The 18,011-nt window shown below is 68.1% G+C and carries 18 protein-coding genes and 1 tRNA gene; 11 read left to right on the top strand and 8 right to left on the bottom strand.

Annotation, left to right across the window (positions count from 1 at the left end; translation table 11 throughout):
- The first annotated feature begins 91 nt into the window (after positions 1–91).
- Positions 92–985 (top strand): LysR family transcriptional regulator, encoded by an 894-nt coding sequence (locus RLN94_RS12105; protein ID WP_350128523.1) that lies wholly within the window; start codon positions 92–94, stop codon positions 983–985.
- A gap of 82 nt (positions 986–1,067) precedes the next feature.
- Here the strand turns inward: RLN94_RS12105 and RLN94_RS12100 are convergent, their stop codons facing one another.
- From RLN94_RS12100 to RLN94_RS12090, 3 genes are read right to left on the bottom strand one after another with little or no spacing between them, the layout of a single operon-like run.
- Complete coding sequence (locus tag RLN94_RS12100; protein ID WP_350128520.1) at positions 1,068–1,280, bottom strand: hypothetical protein; 213 nt, start codon at positions 1,278–1,280, stop codon at positions 1,068–1,070.
- 20 nt (positions 1,281–1,300) lie between these two features.
- Positions 1,301–1,711: an SRPBCC family protein gene (locus RLN94_RS12095; RefSeq protein ID WP_350128517.1), complete on the bottom strand. Its 411-nt coding sequence runs from the start codon at positions 1,709–1,711 to the stop codon at positions 1,301–1,303.
- Positions 1,708–2,031 (bottom strand): ArsR/SmtB family transcription factor, encoded by a 324-nt coding sequence (locus RLN94_RS12090; RefSeq protein ID WP_350128514.1) that lies wholly within the window; start codon positions 2,029–2,031, stop codon positions 1,708–1,710. The genes RLN94_RS12095 and RLN94_RS12090 overlap by 4 nt, the downstream gene beginning before the upstream one ends.
- Positions 2,032–2,240: 209 nt before the next feature.
- On the opposite strand from RLN94_RS12090, the gene RLN94_RS12085 reads away from it, so the two are divergent.
- Entirely contained in the window at positions 2,241–3,716 is a 1,476-nt protein-coding gene (locus RLN94_RS12085; RefSeq protein WP_350128511.1) for a flavin-containing monooxygenase, read from the top strand.
- Between the two features lie 35 nt (positions 3,717–3,751).
- Here the strand turns inward: RLN94_RS12085 and RLN94_RS12080 are convergent.
- Both RLN94_RS12080 and RLN94_RS12075 read right to left on the bottom strand, forming a co-directional pair.
- A tRNA-Met gene (locus RLN94_RS12080) sits at positions 3,752–3,828 on the bottom strand.
- On the bottom strand, positions 3,790–4,395 hold the full coding sequence (locus RLN94_RS12075; RefSeq protein WP_502949402.1) for a glutathione peroxidase: 606 nt from the start codon (positions 4,393–4,395) through the stop codon (positions 3,790–3,792). Before RLN94_RS12075 ends, RLN94_RS12080 begins: the two co-directional genes overlap by 39 nt.
- A gap of 150 nt (positions 4,396–4,545) precedes the next feature.
- Between RLN94_RS12075 and RLN94_RS12070 the strand changes: the two genes are divergently transcribed.
- Positions 4,546–5,958, top strand: a complete 1,413-nt coding sequence (locus tag RLN94_RS12070) for an FAD-binding oxidoreductase (RefSeq protein WP_350131694.1) — start codon at positions 4,546–4,548, stop codon at positions 5,956–5,958.
- 65 nt (positions 5,959–6,023) lie between these two features.
- Here the strand turns inward: RLN94_RS12070 and hemC are convergent, their stop codons facing one another.
- Positions 6,024–6,983 (bottom strand): hydroxymethylbilane synthase, encoded by a 960-nt coding sequence (gene hemC, locus RLN94_RS12065; protein WP_350131696.1) that lies wholly within the window; start codon positions 6,981–6,983, stop codon positions 6,024–6,026.
- Positions 6,984–7,084: 101 nt separating this feature from the next.
- Here hemC and hemE point away from each other — a divergent pair, with 101 nt between their 5' ends.
- Positions 7,085–8,119, top strand: a complete 1,035-nt coding sequence (gene hemE, locus RLN94_RS12060) for a uroporphyrinogen decarboxylase (RefSeq protein WP_350131699.1) — start codon at positions 7,085–7,087, stop codon at positions 8,117–8,119.
- A 108-nt stretch (positions 8,120–8,227) separates the two neighbouring features.
- Positions 8,228–9,571 (top strand): dimethylsulfonioproprionate lyase DddP, encoded by a 1,344-nt coding sequence (dddP, locus tag RLN94_RS12055; RefSeq protein ID WP_350131701.1) that lies wholly within the window; start codon positions 8,228–8,230, stop codon positions 9,569–9,571.
- 9 nt (positions 9,572–9,580) lie between these two features.
- On the opposite strand, the gene RLN94_RS12050 is transcribed toward dddP, so the two are convergent.
- On the bottom strand, positions 9,581–10,282 hold the full coding sequence (locus tag RLN94_RS12050) for a GGDEF domain-containing protein (RefSeq protein ID WP_350131704.1): 702 nt from the start codon (positions 10,280–10,282) through the stop codon (positions 9,581–9,583).
- 114 nt (positions 10,283–10,396) lie between these two features.
- Positions 10,397–11,260 carry an endonuclease/exonuclease/phosphatase family protein gene (locus RLN94_RS12045; RefSeq protein WP_350131707.1) on the bottom strand — a complete coding sequence of 288 codons (864 nt, stop codon included), beginning with the start codon at positions 11,258–11,260 and terminating at the stop codon, positions 10,397–10,399.
- A gap of 89 nt (positions 11,261–11,349) precedes the next feature.
- Here RLN94_RS12045 and RLN94_RS12040 point away from each other — a divergent pair, with 89 nt between their 5' ends.
- The 6 genes from RLN94_RS12040 (at position 11,350) to RLN94_RS12015 (ending at position 17,408) form a co-directional block, all read left to right on the top strand.
- A complete protein-coding gene (locus RLN94_RS12040) occupies positions 11,350–12,558 on the top strand; it encodes a bifunctional alpha/beta hydrolase/OsmC family protein (RefSeq protein ID WP_350131710.1) in 1,209 nt (402 codons plus the stop codon).
- 145 nt (positions 12,559–12,703) lie between these two features.
- The gene (locus RLN94_RS12035) at positions 12,704–13,105 is read left to right on the top strand and encodes a DUF1636 family protein (protein ID WP_350131713.1); all 402 of its coding nucleotides are present in this window, start codon (positions 12,704–12,706) and stop codon (positions 13,103–13,105) included.
- 3 nt (positions 13,106–13,108) lie between these two features.
- Positions 13,109–14,041 carry an aminotransferase class I/II-fold pyridoxal phosphate-dependent enzyme gene (locus tag RLN94_RS12030; protein WP_350131716.1) on the top strand — a complete coding sequence of 311 codons (933 nt, stop codon included), beginning with the start codon at positions 13,109–13,111 and terminating at the stop codon, positions 14,039–14,041.
- Complete coding sequence (gene cbiB / locus RLN94_RS12025; RefSeq protein ID WP_350131719.1) at positions 14,038–14,955, top strand: adenosylcobinamide-phosphate synthase CbiB; 918 nt, start codon at positions 14,038–14,040, stop codon at positions 14,953–14,955. The genes RLN94_RS12030 and cbiB overlap by 4 nt, the downstream gene beginning before the upstream one ends.
- A gap of 73 nt (positions 14,956–15,028) precedes the next feature.
- Positions 15,029–16,198, top strand: coding sequence for a lytic murein transglycosylase (locus RLN94_RS12020; RefSeq protein ID WP_350169020.1), 1,170 nt, complete (start codon positions 15,029–15,031; stop codon positions 16,196–16,198).
- A 100-nt stretch (positions 16,199–16,298) separates the two neighbouring features.
- Positions 16,299–17,408, top strand: coding sequence for a THUMP domain-containing class I SAM-dependent RNA methyltransferase (locus RLN94_RS12015; RefSeq protein WP_350131725.1), 1,110 nt, complete (start codon positions 16,299–16,301; stop codon positions 17,406–17,408).
- Positions 17,409–18,011 lie beyond the last annotated feature (603 nt).

The following is an 18,011-nucleotide window of genomic DNA, read 5'->3' as shown; positions in this document are numbered from 1 at the left end:
GCCACAGGGTGCCAGCCCGCGCGGCGCTTTACAAACGATGGATTCGGCGGCATGCCATTAGGAAAACTAATGGATATGTCGTGCGTCCCTCATGAGCGGAAATGCCTTCCCTCCCCTGTCTTGGCTCCGCGCCTTCGAGGCCGCGTCGCGGCACCTTTCGTTCACCCTCGCCGCGCAGGAGCTGAACCTCACCCAGTCGGCGGTCAGCCAGCATGTGCGCAGCCTCGAGGATTATCTCGGGCGCGAACTCTTCATCCGCCGCACCCGCGCGCTGCAGTTGACCGAGGCGGGCGCGAACTACCTGCCCACGGTGCGCGAGGCCTTCGAGGTGCTGGCGCGGGGCACGCGCCGGTTCACCGGCGGCGACCAGAGCAACGCGCTGATCCTGCAATGCAACATGGCCTTCTCGGTCTTCTGGCTGGCCCCGCGCCTTCACCGGCTCTACGCCGCGCATCCGTGGCTGGTGCTGAACATCGTCACCGCCCTGTGGGACCCGGAAACCCGGGCGCGCGAGGCGGCGGTGGAGGTGCGCTTTGGCCGGCCGGGCGACATGTCGGGCATCGCCACCCGGCTGACGGCGGATGTCTGCCGGCCGGTCTGCCGCCCCGACTACATGGGCGGCGCGCCCGACCTGGCGAAGGCGCGGCTTTTCGACTGTGCGGGGATCATGGGCAACTGGGAATCCTGGGCGGGCCATACCGGGCGGCGCTTCGGCGAGGAGCGGGCGGTCAACCTGGCCTCGACCTATGTCGTGGCGATCGAGGCCGCGCTCAACGGGGCGGGGATGGCCATGGGGCACGACACGCTGACCCATGACCTCGTGCAATCCGGGCGGCTGATCGAGCCGTTCGGCGACACCGCACCGCTGCCCGAGGGATATTTCCTCCTCCTGCCCGCCCAGCACGAGCAGACCCCGGCCACCCGCGCCTTTACCGACTGGCTGACCGGGGAAATCGCCGCCTGCCCCTATGCTTTCACCGGTTGAACCGCAGCGGACCTGACGCCCGATGCAAGGCCGTCCGTCAGGCCCTTCGCCCCCGGCTCCGGCACAGTGTCGGGGGGGCGTCTCACTCGCGCGCCCGACGCTTCGAGACGTAGGGCTGGACGAACATGTAAAGCCCCGTCAGCAACAGCAGGAACAGCGGCACCAGCGCCAGCATGTAGACCCAGACCGGCGGCTCCTCTCCGCCGAAGGTGGCGGCGAAGTTGTAGATCACGGCCAGCGTAAAGACGATGCAGATCCAGCGATGGCTCTGCCGGACCCATTTGTTCAATCTCATCTCGATCTCCTTTCCTTGGCTCAGTCGAGGCGTTCCAGAACCAGCTCGAGCCGGTCGAAGAATTGCGGCCACCCGGCCCGCGCACCGCCGTAGTAACGCGGCTGGTCGCGCTTGAAGCCGGTCTGTTCCATCTTCAGCCTCGTGCCGCCGGGCACGGGGGTCAGGGTCCATGTCACCACCGATTGCAGCTCGCCGGCGTTCCAGCTGTAGACCAGCACCCGGTGGGGATCGGCCTCCTGCACCTCGCAGTCCACCTCGCCCCATTCGGCGGAGAAGGTGAAGCGGTGGCCGACCTCCGGTACAAACTCGGTTTCCATCAACCACTCGCCGATCAGATGCGAGCGGGTCAGCGCGCGCCAGATCTTCTCGGGCGAGTGCGGCAGGTCCCGTTCGACCACAACGGTGCGCGTGTCGGGGTGCGTGTCGGTCATTGATCCATCCTTCTGAGCAGGTCTTCGAGATCGTCGAACCGGGCCTGCCAGAACCCCTTCATCTGCCTCGCCCAGTCGTTCAGTGGCTCGAGCGCCTCTGGCCGGGCGGCGTAGAACGTCCGGCGACCATCGGGGCGGCTTCCGACCAACCCGGATTTCTTCAGCGCGCCAAGGTGTTTCGAGACGGCGGGCTGCGAGATGCCGGCCTGATCGGTGAGCGAGGCCACCGTCTGTTCGCCGCCGCGGCACAGACGTTCGAAGATGGCGCGTCTCGTCGGGTCGGCGAGCGTCCGGAAGACGATGTCGTGAGGGTCTGGCATGATCGACTCATATCCATTCAGTTATGAATCAACTCATAACCCTGCCGCTATGATGACGCAACCCTAAGCGGCAGACGGCGCCCCTCGGGCGCACAAACCCCCGGCACGCATCGGCCCGGCGACAGGTTCGGGCCAACGCGAGGCGCCGCACGCATTGTCCCTCCCGCGAAAGCCTGTAGCTTGGCCGAAAGACTTCGGAGACGGGCAGGATGCAGGCACCTCGACAAGACACCACCGACCCTACCCCCGACCTGATCGTGATCGGGGCGGGCTTCGGCGGGATCGGCATGGCGGCGCACGCGCTTCGGGCGGGGCTGCGGGTGCTGGTGCTGGAACGGGCCGGCGATGTGGGCGGCACGTGGCGCGACAATATCTACCCCGGCTGCGCCTGTGACACGCAATCGCATCACTACAGCTTTTCCTTCGCCATGAACCCCGACTGGTCGCGCATCTATGCCCCCCAGCCGGAAATACTGGCCTATCTCCGGCGCACGGCCGACGAGCTGGGCGTGACCGAAAACCTGCGCTGTGGCGCCGGGGTGCGCCATGCGCGCTGGGACGAGGATGAGGCGCGCTGGCATGTCACGACGGAGGATGGCGCGACGTATTCCGCGCCGTTCCTCGTTTCGGCGGTGGGCCAGCTCAACCAGCCGATGATCCCGGACTTCGCGGGGCGCGAGACCTTCGGCGGCAAGCTGATGCATACGGCCGAATGGGACGCGGGCTATGATCTTACGGGCAAGCGCGTCGTGGTGATCGGCAATGCCGCCAGCGCCGTGCAGGCGATCCCGCAGATCGCCCGCGTGGCCCGCCACCTGACGGTGCTGCAACGCTCGCCCAACTGGCTGGTGGCCAAGGGCGACCGGCCGTTCGAAGAGCGCGAGAAGCGGCGGTTCCGGGCCTTTCCGCTACTGCAACGGCTCTGTCGCTGGTCGATCTACTGGCAATGGGAGCGGAGCTGGCCCGAGTTCATCGACGGCTCGCGCCAGTCGCGGCGTCAGACCGAGGCAAACCGCCGCCACATCGCGGCAGAGGCAGGAGAGCTCGCACCAGAGCTGACCCCCGATTACCCGCTGGGCTGTCGCCGCATCCTGCTGGCCGATGATTATTACCCGGCGCTCCACCGCGACAACGTGAGCCTCGTGACGGACCAGGTCGACCGGCTGACGCCGGAGGGGCTGCTGACGAAGGGCGGGCAGCGGATCGAGGCCGACTGCATCGTGCTGGCAACCGGCTTTCACGCGCGGGATTTCCTGCCGGGGATGACGGTCGAGGGCCGTGATGGCCGGAGGCTCTCCGACACGTGGGACCAGGCCGATGGGCCGGAGGCCTATCTCGGCATGGCGGTGCCCGGTTTCCCGAATTTCTTCCTGCTGTATGGCCCGAACACCAATCTCGGCCACAACTCGATCATCTTCATGCTGGAATGCCAGGTCCACTACGTGCTGCGCGCCATCGCCCGGCTGCGCTGGCGCGGCGCGCGCCGGATCGAGGTCACGCCGGAGGCCCTGCAACGGCACCGCCGGGCGCAGGCCCGCGAACTGGCCCGCACGGCATGGGCGGGGCGCTGCACGAGCTGGTACAAGACCGCGACCGGCAAGATCATCAACAACTGGTCGGCGGGGACGGTGAAATACTGGTGGCAGACACGCCGGCCGAAGGCGCGCGACTTCACTACGCGGTGAGGCGTGGGGGTGATCGTTTAGACTGTTGTGGGGGTTGGTAGCGGAGGAGGGACTTGAACCCCCGACACATGGATTATGATTCCACTGCTCTAACCAACTGAGCTACTCCGCCGGACCGTGGCGCTAGGTAAGGCAGCCCGGCGGCCCCGTCAAGCCCGAATTGGCCGGGTTTTCGCCGGGTTGATCCGCGCGGCAGAAGCGCCTCGATCCGGCTGGTGATCTCGGGCGATTCCGGCACCGTGGCCGAGCCCCACGTGCCCGCGACGGAGCCGTCGGGCGCGATCAGCACCTTGTTGAAATTCCACGACGGCTGCCAGCCTTCGGTGTCGGCCAGCCAGCGGTAGAACGGGTGCGCGCCATCGCCCAGCACCGGGGTGATCGTGGTCATCGGCAGGTCGAGGTCGAAGTTCATCGCGCAGAAATCCTTGACCTGTTCGTCGCTGGCGAGTTCCTGCTTGAAATCCTGCGAGGGCACCGCGAGCACGGCGAAACCGCGGTCGCGGTAGGTGTCGTAGAGCGCCTGCAGCCCGTCATATTGCGGCGTGAAGCCGCAGCGCGAGGCGGTGTTGACCACCAGCACCGGCTTTCCCGCCCAGTCGTCGAGCGACAGCGTGCCGCCGTCGATCGAGGCGAACTGCCAGTCGCGCGGTGCGGAGAAGGCGGCCGTGGCGGTCAGCATCAGCAGGCCCAGCAGGGCGAGGAGGGAACGCGGGGCAAGGGCGGTACGCATGACGGTCTCCGGAGCGGGTCTGTCCGGCAAGATAAGCCGGTTGCGGCGCCTGTCCACTCCCCGCTTGCCCTTGGCCGGGCGCTGACGCAGATTGCCGCCATGACAGACCGCATTCTAGACGACCTCGCCGCCGTTACCGGCCCCAACCACGTTCTGACCGGAAAGGACGCCGCCCCCTGGTCGCAGGATTGGGCCGGCATGCTCCGCTGGACCCCGCTTGCGGTGGTCAAGCCGGCCGACACCGCACAGGTCGCCGCCATCGTAAGGCTGGCGAACGAGGCGCGTGTGCCGGTGGTGCCGGTCTCGGGCAATACCGGGCTGGTCAAGGGGACCACGGCCGAGGGGGCGATCATGCTGTCGCTCGACCGGATGTCGGCCATTCGTGAGATCAACCCGGCGGGCCGCACCGCGACCGTCGAGGCCGGCGTGATCCTGTCGTCGCTGCACGAGGCGGTGGGCGAGCATGACCTCATTTTCCCGCTGACCTTCGGCGCGCGCGGCTCGGCGATGATCGGGGGGGCGCTGTCGACCAATGCGGGCGGCTCGAACGTGGTGCGCTACGGCAGCACGCGGGGCCTGTGCCTCGGGATCGAGGCGGTGACGCCCACGGGCGAGGTGATGAACCTGATGAGCGCGCTGCACAAGGACAACTCGGGCTATGACCTGCGCGACCTGCTGATCGGCGCGGAGGGGACGCTGGGGATCATCACCGCCGCCGTGGTCAAGCTGTTTCCCAAGCCCCGCGCCTATGCCACGGCGATGGTCGCCGCGCCGGACGTGACGCGCGGGCTGGAGCTGCTGCATATCCTGCAGGCGGAAACCGGCGGCGCAGTGGAGGCGTTCGAATACATGCCCGGCGCCTATATCGAGGCGCATCTCAAGCGCTTCCCCGACGCCCGCCCGCCCTTCGAGGAGCGGCACGAAGTCAATATCCTCGTTGAAGTCGGCGCGCTGGCCGCCCGCGATGCCGAGCCGGGGCCGGATGGCGAGGTGCCGATTGCCGCGCATCTGGAGGAGGTGCTGGGACGGCTCTATGAAAACGGTGCGGTGCTCGATGCCGTGGTCGCCAAGTCGGATGCCCAGCGGGCCGATATGTGGGCGCGGCGCGAGGCGGCGGCGGAGGTGTCGCGCCTGCGCGACCCGATTGTCGACAACGACATCGCCGTGCCGCTGGACCGGATGCAGGAGCTGCTGGAGCGGACCAAGGCGCGGGCCAAGGCGCTCGATCCGGGGATCGGCTTTTTGCACGTGGCGCATATGGGCGACGGCAACCTGCATTTCGCGGCATGGCCCGAGACGACGGATACCGGCATTCACCGCGCCATCGGCGAGGCGGTGGAGGAGGAGACCATCGCGCTTGGCGGCTCGTTCTCGGCCGAGCACGGGATCGGGCTTTCGAAACTGCCGGCGATGGGGCGCTACAAGGACCCGGTGGCGATGGAGGTGATGCGCACGATCAAGCGGGCGCTCGACCCCAACGGGATCATGAACCCGGGCAAAGTCCTGCCCTGACGGCGCCGCTCATCCGCCCTTTCAGGCGGCCTCGCGAGGCGCACCTGCAAGGGCGTGAAGAGCGCTCACCCTCGCCAGTCGAAGAAGCCCGGCCCCGCCTGTTCCAGCAGCTTGCGCGCCATTTCGGCACCCAGCTCGGGGCCGTCCTCGATCGGGGCGGTGGCGTCGTCGGACAGGCATTCGCTGCCATCGGGGCGCAGGATCTCGCCGCGCAGGCGCAGCGTGCCGCCATCCAGCTCGGCCAGCCCTGCGATCGGCGTCTCGCAGGAGCCGTCGAGCGTGGAGAGGAAGGCGCGTTCCGCCGCCAGCCGCTGGCCGGTCACCCCGTCATGGATCGCCGCCAGCATGTGGGCCACGCGGCTATCGTCGCTGCGCCGCTCGATGCCGATGGCGCCCTGGGCGACCGCCGGCAGCATCTCCTCGGGCGCCATGGCGGCGCGGGCGACGTCGGCCCGGCCCAGCCGGTTGAGCCCGGCCATGGCCAGGAAGGTGCAGGCCGCCACGCCATCCTCGAGCTTCTTCAGGCGGGTCTGCACGTTGCCGCGGAACTGGACCACCTCGAGATGCGGATAGCGCACCAGCACCTGGGCCCGCCGGCGCAGCGACGAGGTGCCCACCTTGGCTCCCTCGTGCAAGTCCGCCAGCCCTGTCGCACCGGGCGAGACGAAGGCGTCGCGCACGTCCTCGCGCGGCAGGTAGGTGTCGAGCACCAGACCGCCGGGCTGTTCGACGGGCATGTCCTTCATCGAATGCACCGCGATGTCGATCTCGCCCGACAGGAGCGCCTCCTCGATCTCGCGGGTGAAGAGGCCCTTGCCCCCCAGCTCCTTGAGCGGCGTGTCGGTGGCGATCAGGGCGCGGTTGTCGCCGGTGGTCTTGATGACCACGATCTCGAACGCCTCTGGCGCGAGGTCATGCGCCGCGGCCAGCCTGTCGCGCGTTTCATACGCCTGGGCCAAGGCCAGCGGGGAGCCGCGGGTGCCGAGTTTGAGCGGGCGGGTCGGAGAGGGCCGATCGTATTTCATGGCGCCGGGTCTAGACCCGCGCTGCCGCACTGGCAAGCGCCCCGGCGCTTGACATTGCCGCCGAGGGGAGAGAACCACGTGCCCGAAAGGGAGGGCCCCCCATGGCTGCGACGAAGACGATCCTGAAGGCGCTGGCGGGCGAAGCGCAGGAGGTGCCGCCGATCTGGATGATGCGGCAGGCCGGGCGCTACCTGCCCGAGTACCGCGCCACCCGGGCCGAGGCAGGGGATTTCCTGTCGCTGTGCTACAACAGCGACCTGGCGACCGAGGTGACGCTTCAGCCCATCCGCCGCTACGGGTTCGACGGGGCGATCCTGTTCGCCGATATCCTGCTGGTGCCGCAGGCGCTGGGGGCCGATCTGTGGTTCGTCACGGGCGAAGGGCCGCGGCTTTCGACGATCACGCAGCAGGCGGAGTTCGACGCGCTGAAGCCCGCCTCGGACATCCACGAGACGCTGGCGCCGATCTACCAGACGGTGCGCAACCTGTCGGGCGCCCTGCCGTCTGATACCACGCTGATCGGCTTTGCCGGGGCGCCCTGGACGGTGGCCACCTACATGATCGCCGGGCGCGGCACGCCGGATCAGGGGCCGGCCCATGCGCTCAAGGCCGAGAACCGGCCGCTTTTCGAGGCGATCCTCGACCGGCTGACCGAGGCGACGATCGAGTATCTCTCGACCCAGATCGAGGCCGGGGCGGAATGCGTGAAGCTGTTCGATAGCTGGGCGGGCTCGCTGTCGGGCGAGGATTTCGACAAATACGCCACCGCGCCGGCCAAACGCATCGTCACCGAGCTGAAGGCGCGGCATGGCGATATTCCGGTCATCGCCTTCCCCCGGCAGGCAGGCGAGAAATATATCGGCTTCCATCAGGCCACCGGGGCCGATTGCGTGGCGGTCGACGATTCCGTGACGCCGGAATGGGCGGCGGAGAACGTGCAGGTCTCGGGCTGCGTGCAGGGGAACCTGAATTCCTCGCACATGGTGACCGGCGGCGACGACCTCGTGCGCGAGACGCGGCAGATCGTGAAGGCGTTCCGGGGCGGGCCGCATATCTTCAACCTCGGCCACGGGATCACCCCGGATGCGGACCCCGACAACGTGCAGCTGATGATCGATACCGTTCGCGGCGGCTGAAACCCGGCGCCGGCAAAGGGCCTCAATCCGACATGGGTCGCGTCGCTTTCGGTCGCGCGCCCGTGACATTTTCCGGGGCAGGCTGGTCCTAGCGAGGAGACCAGCCAGATGAACACCCATTACCGCGACACCCGCAAGATCGACCCCGGCCGCGGTGCCAAGCTGGGCGACAACACCCCGAACGACGCCGACCGGATCGAGATCGGGCCGACCCAGCTTGCCTTTCGCGAGTGGGAGACGGCGGGGTTGCAGCTGCCCGACCTGCAGGCGATGCGGCGCTACCGGTGGGAGCGGCTGACGCGGCATATCGTGGACCGCGACTATGCCGGGCTGCTGGTCTTCGACCCGCTCAACATCCGCTACGCCACCGACTCGACCAACATGCAGCTCTGGAACACGCATAACCCGTTCCGGGCGCTGCTGCTTTGTGCCGATGGCTACATGGTGATGTGGGATTACAAGAACTCTCCCTTCCTGAGCAGCTTCAACCCGCTGGTTCGGGAACAGCGCAGCGGGGCGGACCTGTTCTACTTCGACCGGGGCGACAAGGTGGACGTGGCCGCCGACGTGTTCGCGAACGAGGTGCGCGTGGTGCTGGAAGAGCACGCGCCGGGCAACACGCGGCTGGCCGTCGACAAGGTCATGCTGCACGGGCTGCGCGCGCTCGAGGCGCAGGGGCTCGAGATCATGGAGGGCGAGGAGGTGACCGAGAAGGCCCGCGCGGTGAAGGGGCCCGACGAGATCCTCGCCATGCGCTGTGCCAGCCACGCCTGTGAGGTGGCGGTGGCGTCGATGGAGGCCTATGCCCGCACCAACGTGCCCGCCGGCCAGACCTCGGAAGATGATATCTGGGCGGTGCTGCATGCCGAGAATATCCGCCGCGGCGGCGAGTGGATCGAGACGCGGCTGCTGGCCTCGGGCCCCCGCACCAACCCGTGGTTCCAGGAATGCGGGCCGCGGATCGCGCAAAACAACGAGATCATCTCGTTCGACACCGACCTGATCGGCAGCTACGGCATCTGCGTCGACATTTCGCGAAGCTGGTGGATCGGCGACGAGACGCCCCGGCCCGACATGATCCATGCCATGCAGCACGCGCATGAGCATATCATGACCAACATGGAGATGCTCAAACCCGGCGTCACCATCCCCGAGCTGACCGCGATGACCCATGTGCTGGACGACAAGTACCAGGCGCAGAAATACGGCTGCCTGATGCATGGCGTGGGGCTGTGCGACGAGTGGCCGCTGGTCGCCTATCCGGACAAGGCCGTCGCCGGGGCGTTCGACTATCCGCTGGAGCCGGGCATGACGCTCTGCGTCGAGGCGCTGGTGGGAGAGGTCGGGGGCGACTTCTCGATCAAGCTGGAAGACCAGGTGCTGATCACCGAGGACGGCTACGAGAACCTGACGCGGTACCCGTTCGACCGGGCGCTGATGGGCGAGGCGTAGGCCCGGTGTTCAGGCCCGGCAGACGCGGTTGCGCCCCTCGTCCTTGGCGGCGTAGAGCGCCCCGTCGGCCCGCGCGATTGCCGTGACCAGGTCGTTTGCGGTCCTGACCTCGGCCACGCCGAAGCTGGCGGTCACGGGCCTTTCCGTGCCGTCCACCGGCACGGGGGTCACGCGCAGCCGCTCGCACAGCCGCTGTGCTACGCGCCCGCCCTCCTCCGGCGTGGTGCCGGGCAGGAGCATCAGGAACTCCTCTCCCCCGAAGCGGGCGATCAGGTCGCCCTTGCGGCAATTGGCGCCCAGCACCTCGACCACGTGGCGCAGGGCGGCATCCCCGGCAAGGTGGCCGAAGCGGTCGTTGAACGCCTTGAAATGGTCGATGTCGCAGATGATCAGCGTCGCCGGCGCGCCGACCAGCCCGGCGGCGCGGCTGTGGAACGCCGCCCGGGTCAGGGCGCCGGTCAGCGGGTCGTGGTCGCGCGCGACCTCCAGCCGGATGGTGAGGCGGTAGATATCGCGCATCCGCAAGCCGATGAAGAACGAGATCGGCAGCGCCAGCGACACGGTGATGACCGACCCCGCGAACAGCAGCTCGCCGTCCAGATCCCTGGGGTACATCAGGCTGTGCAGAACGAAATTCCCCGCGAGGGCGACCACCGTCACCGCCGCGGCAAACACCCGCACATCGCGTATATGCTTCAAATGCAGTCGCACAGCGCACTCCACTCCATCCCGTGGCCAGAGTGGCCCATGCCGGTTAAGACAAGTAAAAAACCGGCGCCGGGGCGCCCGGGAATCTGCCGCGCATTTTTAGAAGAGTTGCCTGATCTACTCGGCCGGCGACACCCGGGCGAGCAGGCCGCGATGGTCACTGCCCGACAGGCCGCGCAGCTCGACCCGGCCGCCGCCGGGGGCGAATACATGGTCGATCGGCAGGGGAAAGGGCCCGAGCTGGAAGGTCGGGCGCGAGGGGCCGGCGCGCGTGAAGCCGGCGGCCTCGGCGATGTCATCCAGGGTGTCCGACCAGGGCACCATGTTGAAATCGCCGCCCATGATCGCCGGGCCGTCGCCCTGCGCGAGGTAGCGGGTGAGCCAGTCGGACTGTCTCGGCTGCCCGCCCGGGTAGGGCCAGGCGAAATGCAGCGACATCGCCCGGACGGGCCCGCTGGCGGTGTCGACCTGCACCACCGCAAGGCCGATCTCGTCGCTGCAGAAAGGCGTGCCGGAGGTCGGCAGGAGGGTCAGCACGGCAACGCCGCTGCGCCGGGTGTAGCGGCAGAGATGCTGGGTCGGGTAGGCCTCCCACAACAGGTCGAGCAGCGCCTCGTTCTCGACCGAGACTTCCTGCAGCGTGACGATATCGGGCGAAACGGCGAGGATATCCCGCGCCAGCCCGCCGATGTCGGAATTCCGGTGGAACATGTTCTTCTGGTAGACGCTCAGCGCCCCCGGCTCGGCCAGCGGCAGCTTGTGGCCCATCACGCTGCCCACCCCGGCAAGGCAGAGCGCCACGCCCGCCAGCCGCCAGCCGCGCGACAGGCCCGTGCCCAGGACCAGCAGCAGCGCCGGCACGGCAATCGCGAGGCGGAACACGGCAAGGCTGTCGCCCACCGGGTGCAGTGCGCCGGCAAAGCTCAGGCCCAGCGCAACCAGCGCCAGCGCCGCCATGATCCTCACGAGTGTTTTCACCATCTCACCTTGACGTGACAGCGCCGTTACATGTCTGGTGCGGGCCACGCGGGCTTCCTACCCTTTGAGCCTGTCCAAGGAAAGGAATGGCGATGCCGACCGAACGTTTCACCTTCACCGGTCATTCGGGCGACGAGCTGGCGGCGCGGCTCGATCTGCCCGAGGGGCCGGTTCTGGCCACGGCGCTTTTCGCGCATTGCTTCACCTGTTCCAAGGACATTCCCGCCGCACGGCGCATTTCGGCCCGGCTGGCGGGCGCGGGGTTCGCCGTGCTGCGGTTCGATTTCACCGGGCTGGGCCATTCCGGGGGCGAGTTCGAGAACACCTCGTTCACGTCGAATGTCGAGGACCTCGTGCTGGCCGCCGAGGCGTTGGCGGGGCGGGGCATGGCGCCGTCGCTGCTGATCGGGCACAGCCTTGGCGGGGCGGCGATGCTGAAGGCGGCAAGGCAGATCGATAGCTCGAAGGCGGTGGTGACGATCGGCGCACCGTTCGATCCGGGCCATGTGATGCATAATTTCGGCGGCGCGCTGGAGAAGATCGAGGCCGAGGGCGCCGCCGAGGTGCATCTGGGCGGGCGGCCGATCCGCATCGGCAAGAAGTTCGTCGAGGATGTGAAGGCCGAAAAGCTGGAAGACGAGATCGCAAGGCTGAAGCGGGCGCTGCTGGTGCTGCACGCGCCGCGCGACGCGGTGGTGGGGATCGGCAACGCCTCGGATATTTTCCTTGCCGCGAAACACCCCAAGAGCTTCGTCACGCTGGGCGAGGCCGATCACCTGATTACCAACCCCGAGGATGCCGAATACGCCGCCGAGGTGATCGCGGCCTGGGCGGCCCGCTATCTCGACCTCAAGGCCCCCTGCCCGCCGCCCGGCGCGCCCGAGGGCGTGGTGCGGGTGACCGAGGCCGATCCCGACGGCTTCCTGCAGGACGTCAATGCCGGGCCGAAGCATCACCTTCTGGCCGACGAGCCGGAGGCCTATGGCGGCACCGACAAGGGGCTCACGCCCTACGGGTTCCTGTCGGCGGGGCTGGGTGCCTGCACGTCGATGACCATCCGGATGTATGCCCGCCGCAAGGGCTGGCCACTGGAGGGGGTGAGCGTGGATGTCTGCCATGACAAGGTCCATGCGCAGGATGCCAGCCAGCCGGGCGCCAAGCCCGACCGGTTCCGCCGGGTGATCCGGCTGGAGGGCGAGTTGAGCGAGGAGCAGCGGCAGAGACTGCTGGAGATCGCCGACAAATGCCCCGTTCACCGGACGCTGGAGCGCAGTTCCGAGGTGGTGACGCGGCTGGAATAGGGCGCTTTCGGATCGCCCCGCACCGTGCGTTGCGCGGGAGTGTTTACAAAACGTTAAAGTTTCGTGGCATTCCGGGGCGTGCGGGCCTTGTGCGGGCGGATCAAATCCGTTTCAACACATCCCGTAACGGGAAGGGATGAAGCGCATGACCACGTGGATCACCATCTGCGACACCTGCAAGCGCGACGACTGGAACGCCGAGACCCATGAGCGCCCGCATGGCGAGGACATGGCCGAGCTTGTCGAGCGCCACGCGGCGGGCCGCGGGGTGCGCACGCGCCGGGTGTCCTGCCTGATGGGCTGTGCCCATGGCTGCAACATCGCCATCCAGGCGCCGGGCAAGCTGGCCTATACGCTGGGCCGGTTCGAGCCGACCGAGGCGGCGGCGGAGGCCGTTGTCGCCTATGCCGAGATGCATGCCGAAAGCGAGACCGGCCGCGTGCCGTTCCGGGAATGGCCGCAAGAGGTTAAGGGACATTTTATCACCCGTCACCCGCCCCTGCCCGACACCGACTCCGACACCGATACTGAAACGGGCGAGGGCTAGGCCATGACCGGGGCGCGCGACCATGGCGGGCTCGACACGGCGATGGCGCGACATGGCGGGCGGCGCGAGGAGTGGGTCGACCTGTCGACCGGCATCAACCCGGTGTCCTACCCCGTGCCCCCGCTCGACCCGCAGGCCTGCACCGCCCTGCCCGGCCGCGCGGCGCAGGACGCGCTGACCGAGGCCGCGCGGGAATTCTGGGGCGTGCCGGACGATGCCGCCATCCTGGCCGCGCCCGGCACGGCGAGCCTGATCGCGCATATCCCCGGCCTTCTGCCTGCGCGCCGGGTGCATATCCCCACCCCCGTCCGGACCCGCCACACCGACGCCTTCGCCGCCCATGGCTGGACCGAGGGCGAGGACAGCCCCTATGCCCGCGTGCTGATGCATCCCGACAATCCCAGGGGGACCTGGTATTCCTCCGACGACCTCGGCGCGCCCTTCACGGTGATCGACGAGAGTTACGCCGATGTCTCGCCCTACCAGTCTCTGGTCAGCTACGCGGACAGGCCCGGCACGCTGATCCTGAAGAGCCTGGGGCGGTTCTGGGGGCTGGCCGGGCTGCGGCTGGGCTTTGCCATCGGGCCGCAGGACCTGATCGACCGGCTTGCCGCACGGCTGGGGCCGCTGGCGGTGTCCGGCCCGGCGCTGACCATCGGCACGCAGGTGCTGGGCGACCGGGGCTGGGCCGCCGACACCCGCACACGGCTGAACGAGGATGCCGCACATCTCGATGCGCTGATGGTGCGGGCGGGCGCAAGCGTGGTGGGCGGCACCTCGCTCTTCCGGCTTTACCGGGCGGAGGATGCCTTCGCGTGGCAGGACCGGCTGGCCCAGGCGCGGGTGTGGAGCCGGACCTATCCCGACTATCACGGCTGGCTGCGCCTCGGCCTGCCCGCGCCGGACCAGTGGGGCCGGGTGGAGCAGGCGATATGAGCACCGCCGCAGTATTGGCGCTGGCCATGGCGCTCGACGCGCTGCTGGGCGAGCCGCGCTGGCTTTGGGACAGGCTGCTGCATCCCGCGGTGCTGATGGGCCGGGCGGTGGGCTGGTGCGACCGGCGGTTCAATGCCGGCACCGGGCGGCGGGCCAAGGGCGTTTTGGTGATGGCGGGGCTTGCGCTGGGCGCCATCCTGCTGGGTGCCGCGCTGGCCGAGCTGGGCTGGCTGGTCGAGGTCATTGTCGCCGCCATCTTCCTTGCGCAGAAATCGCTGGCCCAGCACGTCGGCGCGGTGGCCGATGCGCTGCGGGTCTCGGTGGGCAACGGGCGCATGGCGGTGGCCCAGATCGTGGGCCGCGACACCGCCGCGATGGACGAGCCGGCGATTGCCCGCGCCGCCATCGAGTCGGCGGCGGAGAATTTCAGCGACGGGGTAATCGCGCCCGCGCTGTGGTTCCTGGTCTTCGGCCTGCCGGGGCTGCTCCTGTACAAGATCACCAACACCGCCGACAGCATGATCGGCTATCGCAACGACCGCTACGAGGCGTTCGGCTGGGCGGCGGCGCGGTTCGACGACCTGCTGAACCTTGTCCCCGCCCGGCTGACGGCGGCGATGATCGCGGCGCTGCACGGTGCCTTGGGCGACTGGCCCGCCATCGTGCGGGAGGCGGGCCAGCACCGTTCGCCCAACGCCGGCTGGCCCGAGGCGGCGGCGGCCCGCGCGCTCGGCGTCGCCCTGTCGGGGCCGCGCGCCTATGACGGGCGGATGCGCGACTTTCCCTTCGTCCACGAGGCCGGCCGCAAGATGATCGGCGCGGACGAGATCGACGCCACCGTGCGGCTGCTCTGGCGGGTCTGGGGCGCGGGGCTGGCGCTGACCGTCGCAGGGGCGCTGTTGTTTGCCGGCTAGCGTGCAAACAGGTTTGCAAGGCGGGGCCGATGGCCTAGGTTTGTCCGGCAATGACCATTTGACCGAGGTACTCATGAAACCCTTTTTCCTGATCGCGGCCCTGACCCTGACGGCGGGCGGGGCTGCGTCACAGCCATGCGGCGGCTCCTTTGCCGGTTTCGTAGACGCCATGAAACAGGAAGCCATCTCTCGCGGGCACGACCCGTCCACCGTCAACAGCTTTTTCGCCTCGGCCCGGCATGACCAGTCGGTGATCAACGCCGACCGGGCGCAGGGGTTCTTTCAGAAGCCCTTCTCGGACTTCGCCCGGCAGTTGATCAGCCAGAACCGGCTGAACACCGGACGCGCGAAGGCCGAGCAATATTCGCAGGTCTTCGACCGGGTCGAGCGCGAATTCGGCGTGAGCCGCGGCGTGTTGCTGACCTTCTGGGCGTTCGAGACTGATTTCGGCGGGTTCCAGGGCGATTTCAACACGCTCAATGCGCTGGTGACGCTCAGCCATGACTGCCGCCGGCCAGAGCTCTTCCGTCCGCAGGTCTATGCCGCGCTCGAGCTTTACGAGAGGGGCAATTTCGACCCGGCCACCACCACCGGCGCCTGGGCCGGGGAGATCGGCATGGTGCAGATGCTGCCCGAGGACATCATCGAGAACGGTGTCGACGGCGACGGCGACGGGCGCGTGAGCCTCAAGACCTCGGCGCCGGACGCGCTGATGTCGGGGGGCAAGATGCTGCAATCGCTGGGCTGGCGTGCGAACGAGCCGTGGCTGCAGGAGGTCGAGGTGCCGCAGGACATGGACTGGTCGCAATCCGGTCTGCGGACGCAGAAATCCGGGGCGGACTGGGCCGCCCTCGGTGTCACGCCGCGGCACGGGCAGCTTCAGCGGAACCTGCAGGCCAGCCTGATCCTGCCCGAGGGGCACAAGGGGCCGGCCTTCCTCGCCTATCCGAATTTCCGGGTCTATTTCGAATGGAACCAGTCGTTCACCTACGTGCTGACGGCGGCCTATTTCGCCAACCGGCTGGAAGGCGGGCCGGTCTTCGACGCGGGCAATCCCGAGCCGGGGCTGTCGGGCGCGCAGATGAAGGCGCTGCAACAGAAGCTGGCGGCGCGCGGCTATGACGTGGGCGAGATCGACGGCATCCTCGGCGCGGGCACCCGGTCGGCGGTGCAGGATATCCAGCAGGAGCTGGGGATGCCGGCGGATGCCTGGCCGACGCAGGCGCTGCTGAACCGATTGTGAAGCTGGGGGCTCTGCCCGTTAGCACGCGAAACGCTCCACTGGAGCGTTTCCGGGCGGCGTGCTAACCCCCGGGAGTATTTTTCCCAAGAAGCAGGGGCCGATGAGCGGAGAGGTGTTCGAGATATTCCTGGCCGCGCCGCCGGGGCTGGAGCCCGTGCTGGCCGAAGAGGCGCGCGCGGCCGGGTTCGACGTGACCGGCGAGGTGCCGGGCGGCGTGACGGTGCAGGGCGGCTGGCCGGAGGTGTGGCGCGCCAACCTGGTGCTGCGCGGCGCGGGGAAGGTACTGGCGCGGATCGGCGGGTTCCGGGCGATGCACCTCGCGCAGCTCGACAAGCGGGCGCGGAAGTTCCCGTGGGGCGAGGTGCTGCGGCCGGACGTGCCGGTGAAGGTCGAGGCCACCTGCCACGGCTCGCGCATCTACCACGACAAGGCGGCGGGGCAGCGGGTGGAGCGGGCTCTGGCGGAAGAGCTGGGCGTGACGGTGGATGCCAAGGCCGGGCTGCGGGTAATGGTGCGGATCGAGGATGATTTCTGCTCCTTCTCGGTTGATACGTCCGGCGAGCCGCTGCACCGGCGGGGCCACAAGGAGGCGGTCGGCAAGGCGCCGATGCGCGAGACGCTGGCGGCGCTGTTCCTGCGGCAATGCGGGTATAGCGGGGCGGAGCCGGTGGTCGACCCGATGTGCGGGTCGGGCACATTTGTGATCGAGGCGGCGGAGATGGCCGCGGGCTTGCACCCCGGGCGGTCGCGGCGGTTCGCGTTCGAGGATCTGGCGGGGTTCGACGCGGACGCCTGGGCCGAGATGAAGCAGGCGCCAAGTGGTGGAACGGAAATGGTTTTCCATGGCAGCGACCGGGATGCGGGCGCGGTGAGATCGGCCATCGCGAACGCCGAACGGGCGGGCGTGGCGGCGTTCACCCGGTTCGAGCAGATGGCGGTGAGCGAGCGGACGCGGCCCGAGGGCCCGCCAGGGCTTGTGATGGTCAACCCGCCCTATGGCGGGCGGATCGGGAACAGGAAGCTGCTTTATGCGCTTTACGGCGCGCTGGGGAAGACGCTGAAGGAGCGGTTTTCGGGCTGGCGCGTGGGGATCGTGACCTCGGAAGGCGGGCTGGCCAAGGCGACGGGGCTGCCGTTCAAACCGGGCGGCCCGCCGGTGGCGCATGGGGGGCTGAAGGTGAAGCTGTACCAGACGGGGCCGCTTCCCTAGGGCGAATCAGGGTTAAGTGGCTGTTTTTCTCGAAACGCCCTGTCGGTATCACGTCGGTATTTTGTCGGTATTACGTCGGTGTTTTCGTCGGCTGCGGCGCGCTTAAGGGCCCGGGCGTTGCGCCGGGGCGGGGTTAACCACCTTTGGCGCGGGCGTATTTACTTTTCGTAAGCAAAATCACATTATCAAAGGGTATCGGAAATCGCTTTCAGGTTCATCACCTAAAAGTCGACCCTGCGGAGTTGTGCCTCCGCAGGGTCTTTCCTTGTTTCGGGGTCAGACCCCGATCCAAAGGCGGATGACGGTCACGATCAGCGTTGCCGCCGCGAGGATCACCATCCACTTTCGGAAATCATTTTCGCTCAGGTCCTTCACCTCCAGACACTGCAAAGGGTTGCAGCGACGCGGAGTGTGGGGGCGAGGCATGAAGGAAAGCCTAAAATTGCGCGCAAAAAAACCGGGCGGTCGGGTGAGTCCTTTCGCTCAACGCGCGGATTAACCGTGGGCCAGGGCGCGTTGTTTACTTCCTGTTAGAAAAATCGCATCATAACGGAAGAACGAAAGTTGTTTCTTCGGTGGCTTCGCCCCTCGAAACCGACCCCG

Source organism: Roseovarius sp., assembly GCF_040223625.1.
In the GTDB taxonomy this organism is placed as follows: Bacteria; Pseudomonadota; Alphaproteobacteria; order Rhodobacterales; family Rhodobacteraceae; genus Roseovarius.
The sequence above is the reverse complement of the archived record's forward strand: the minus strand, read 5'-3'. Positions and strand labels throughout refer to the sequence as shown.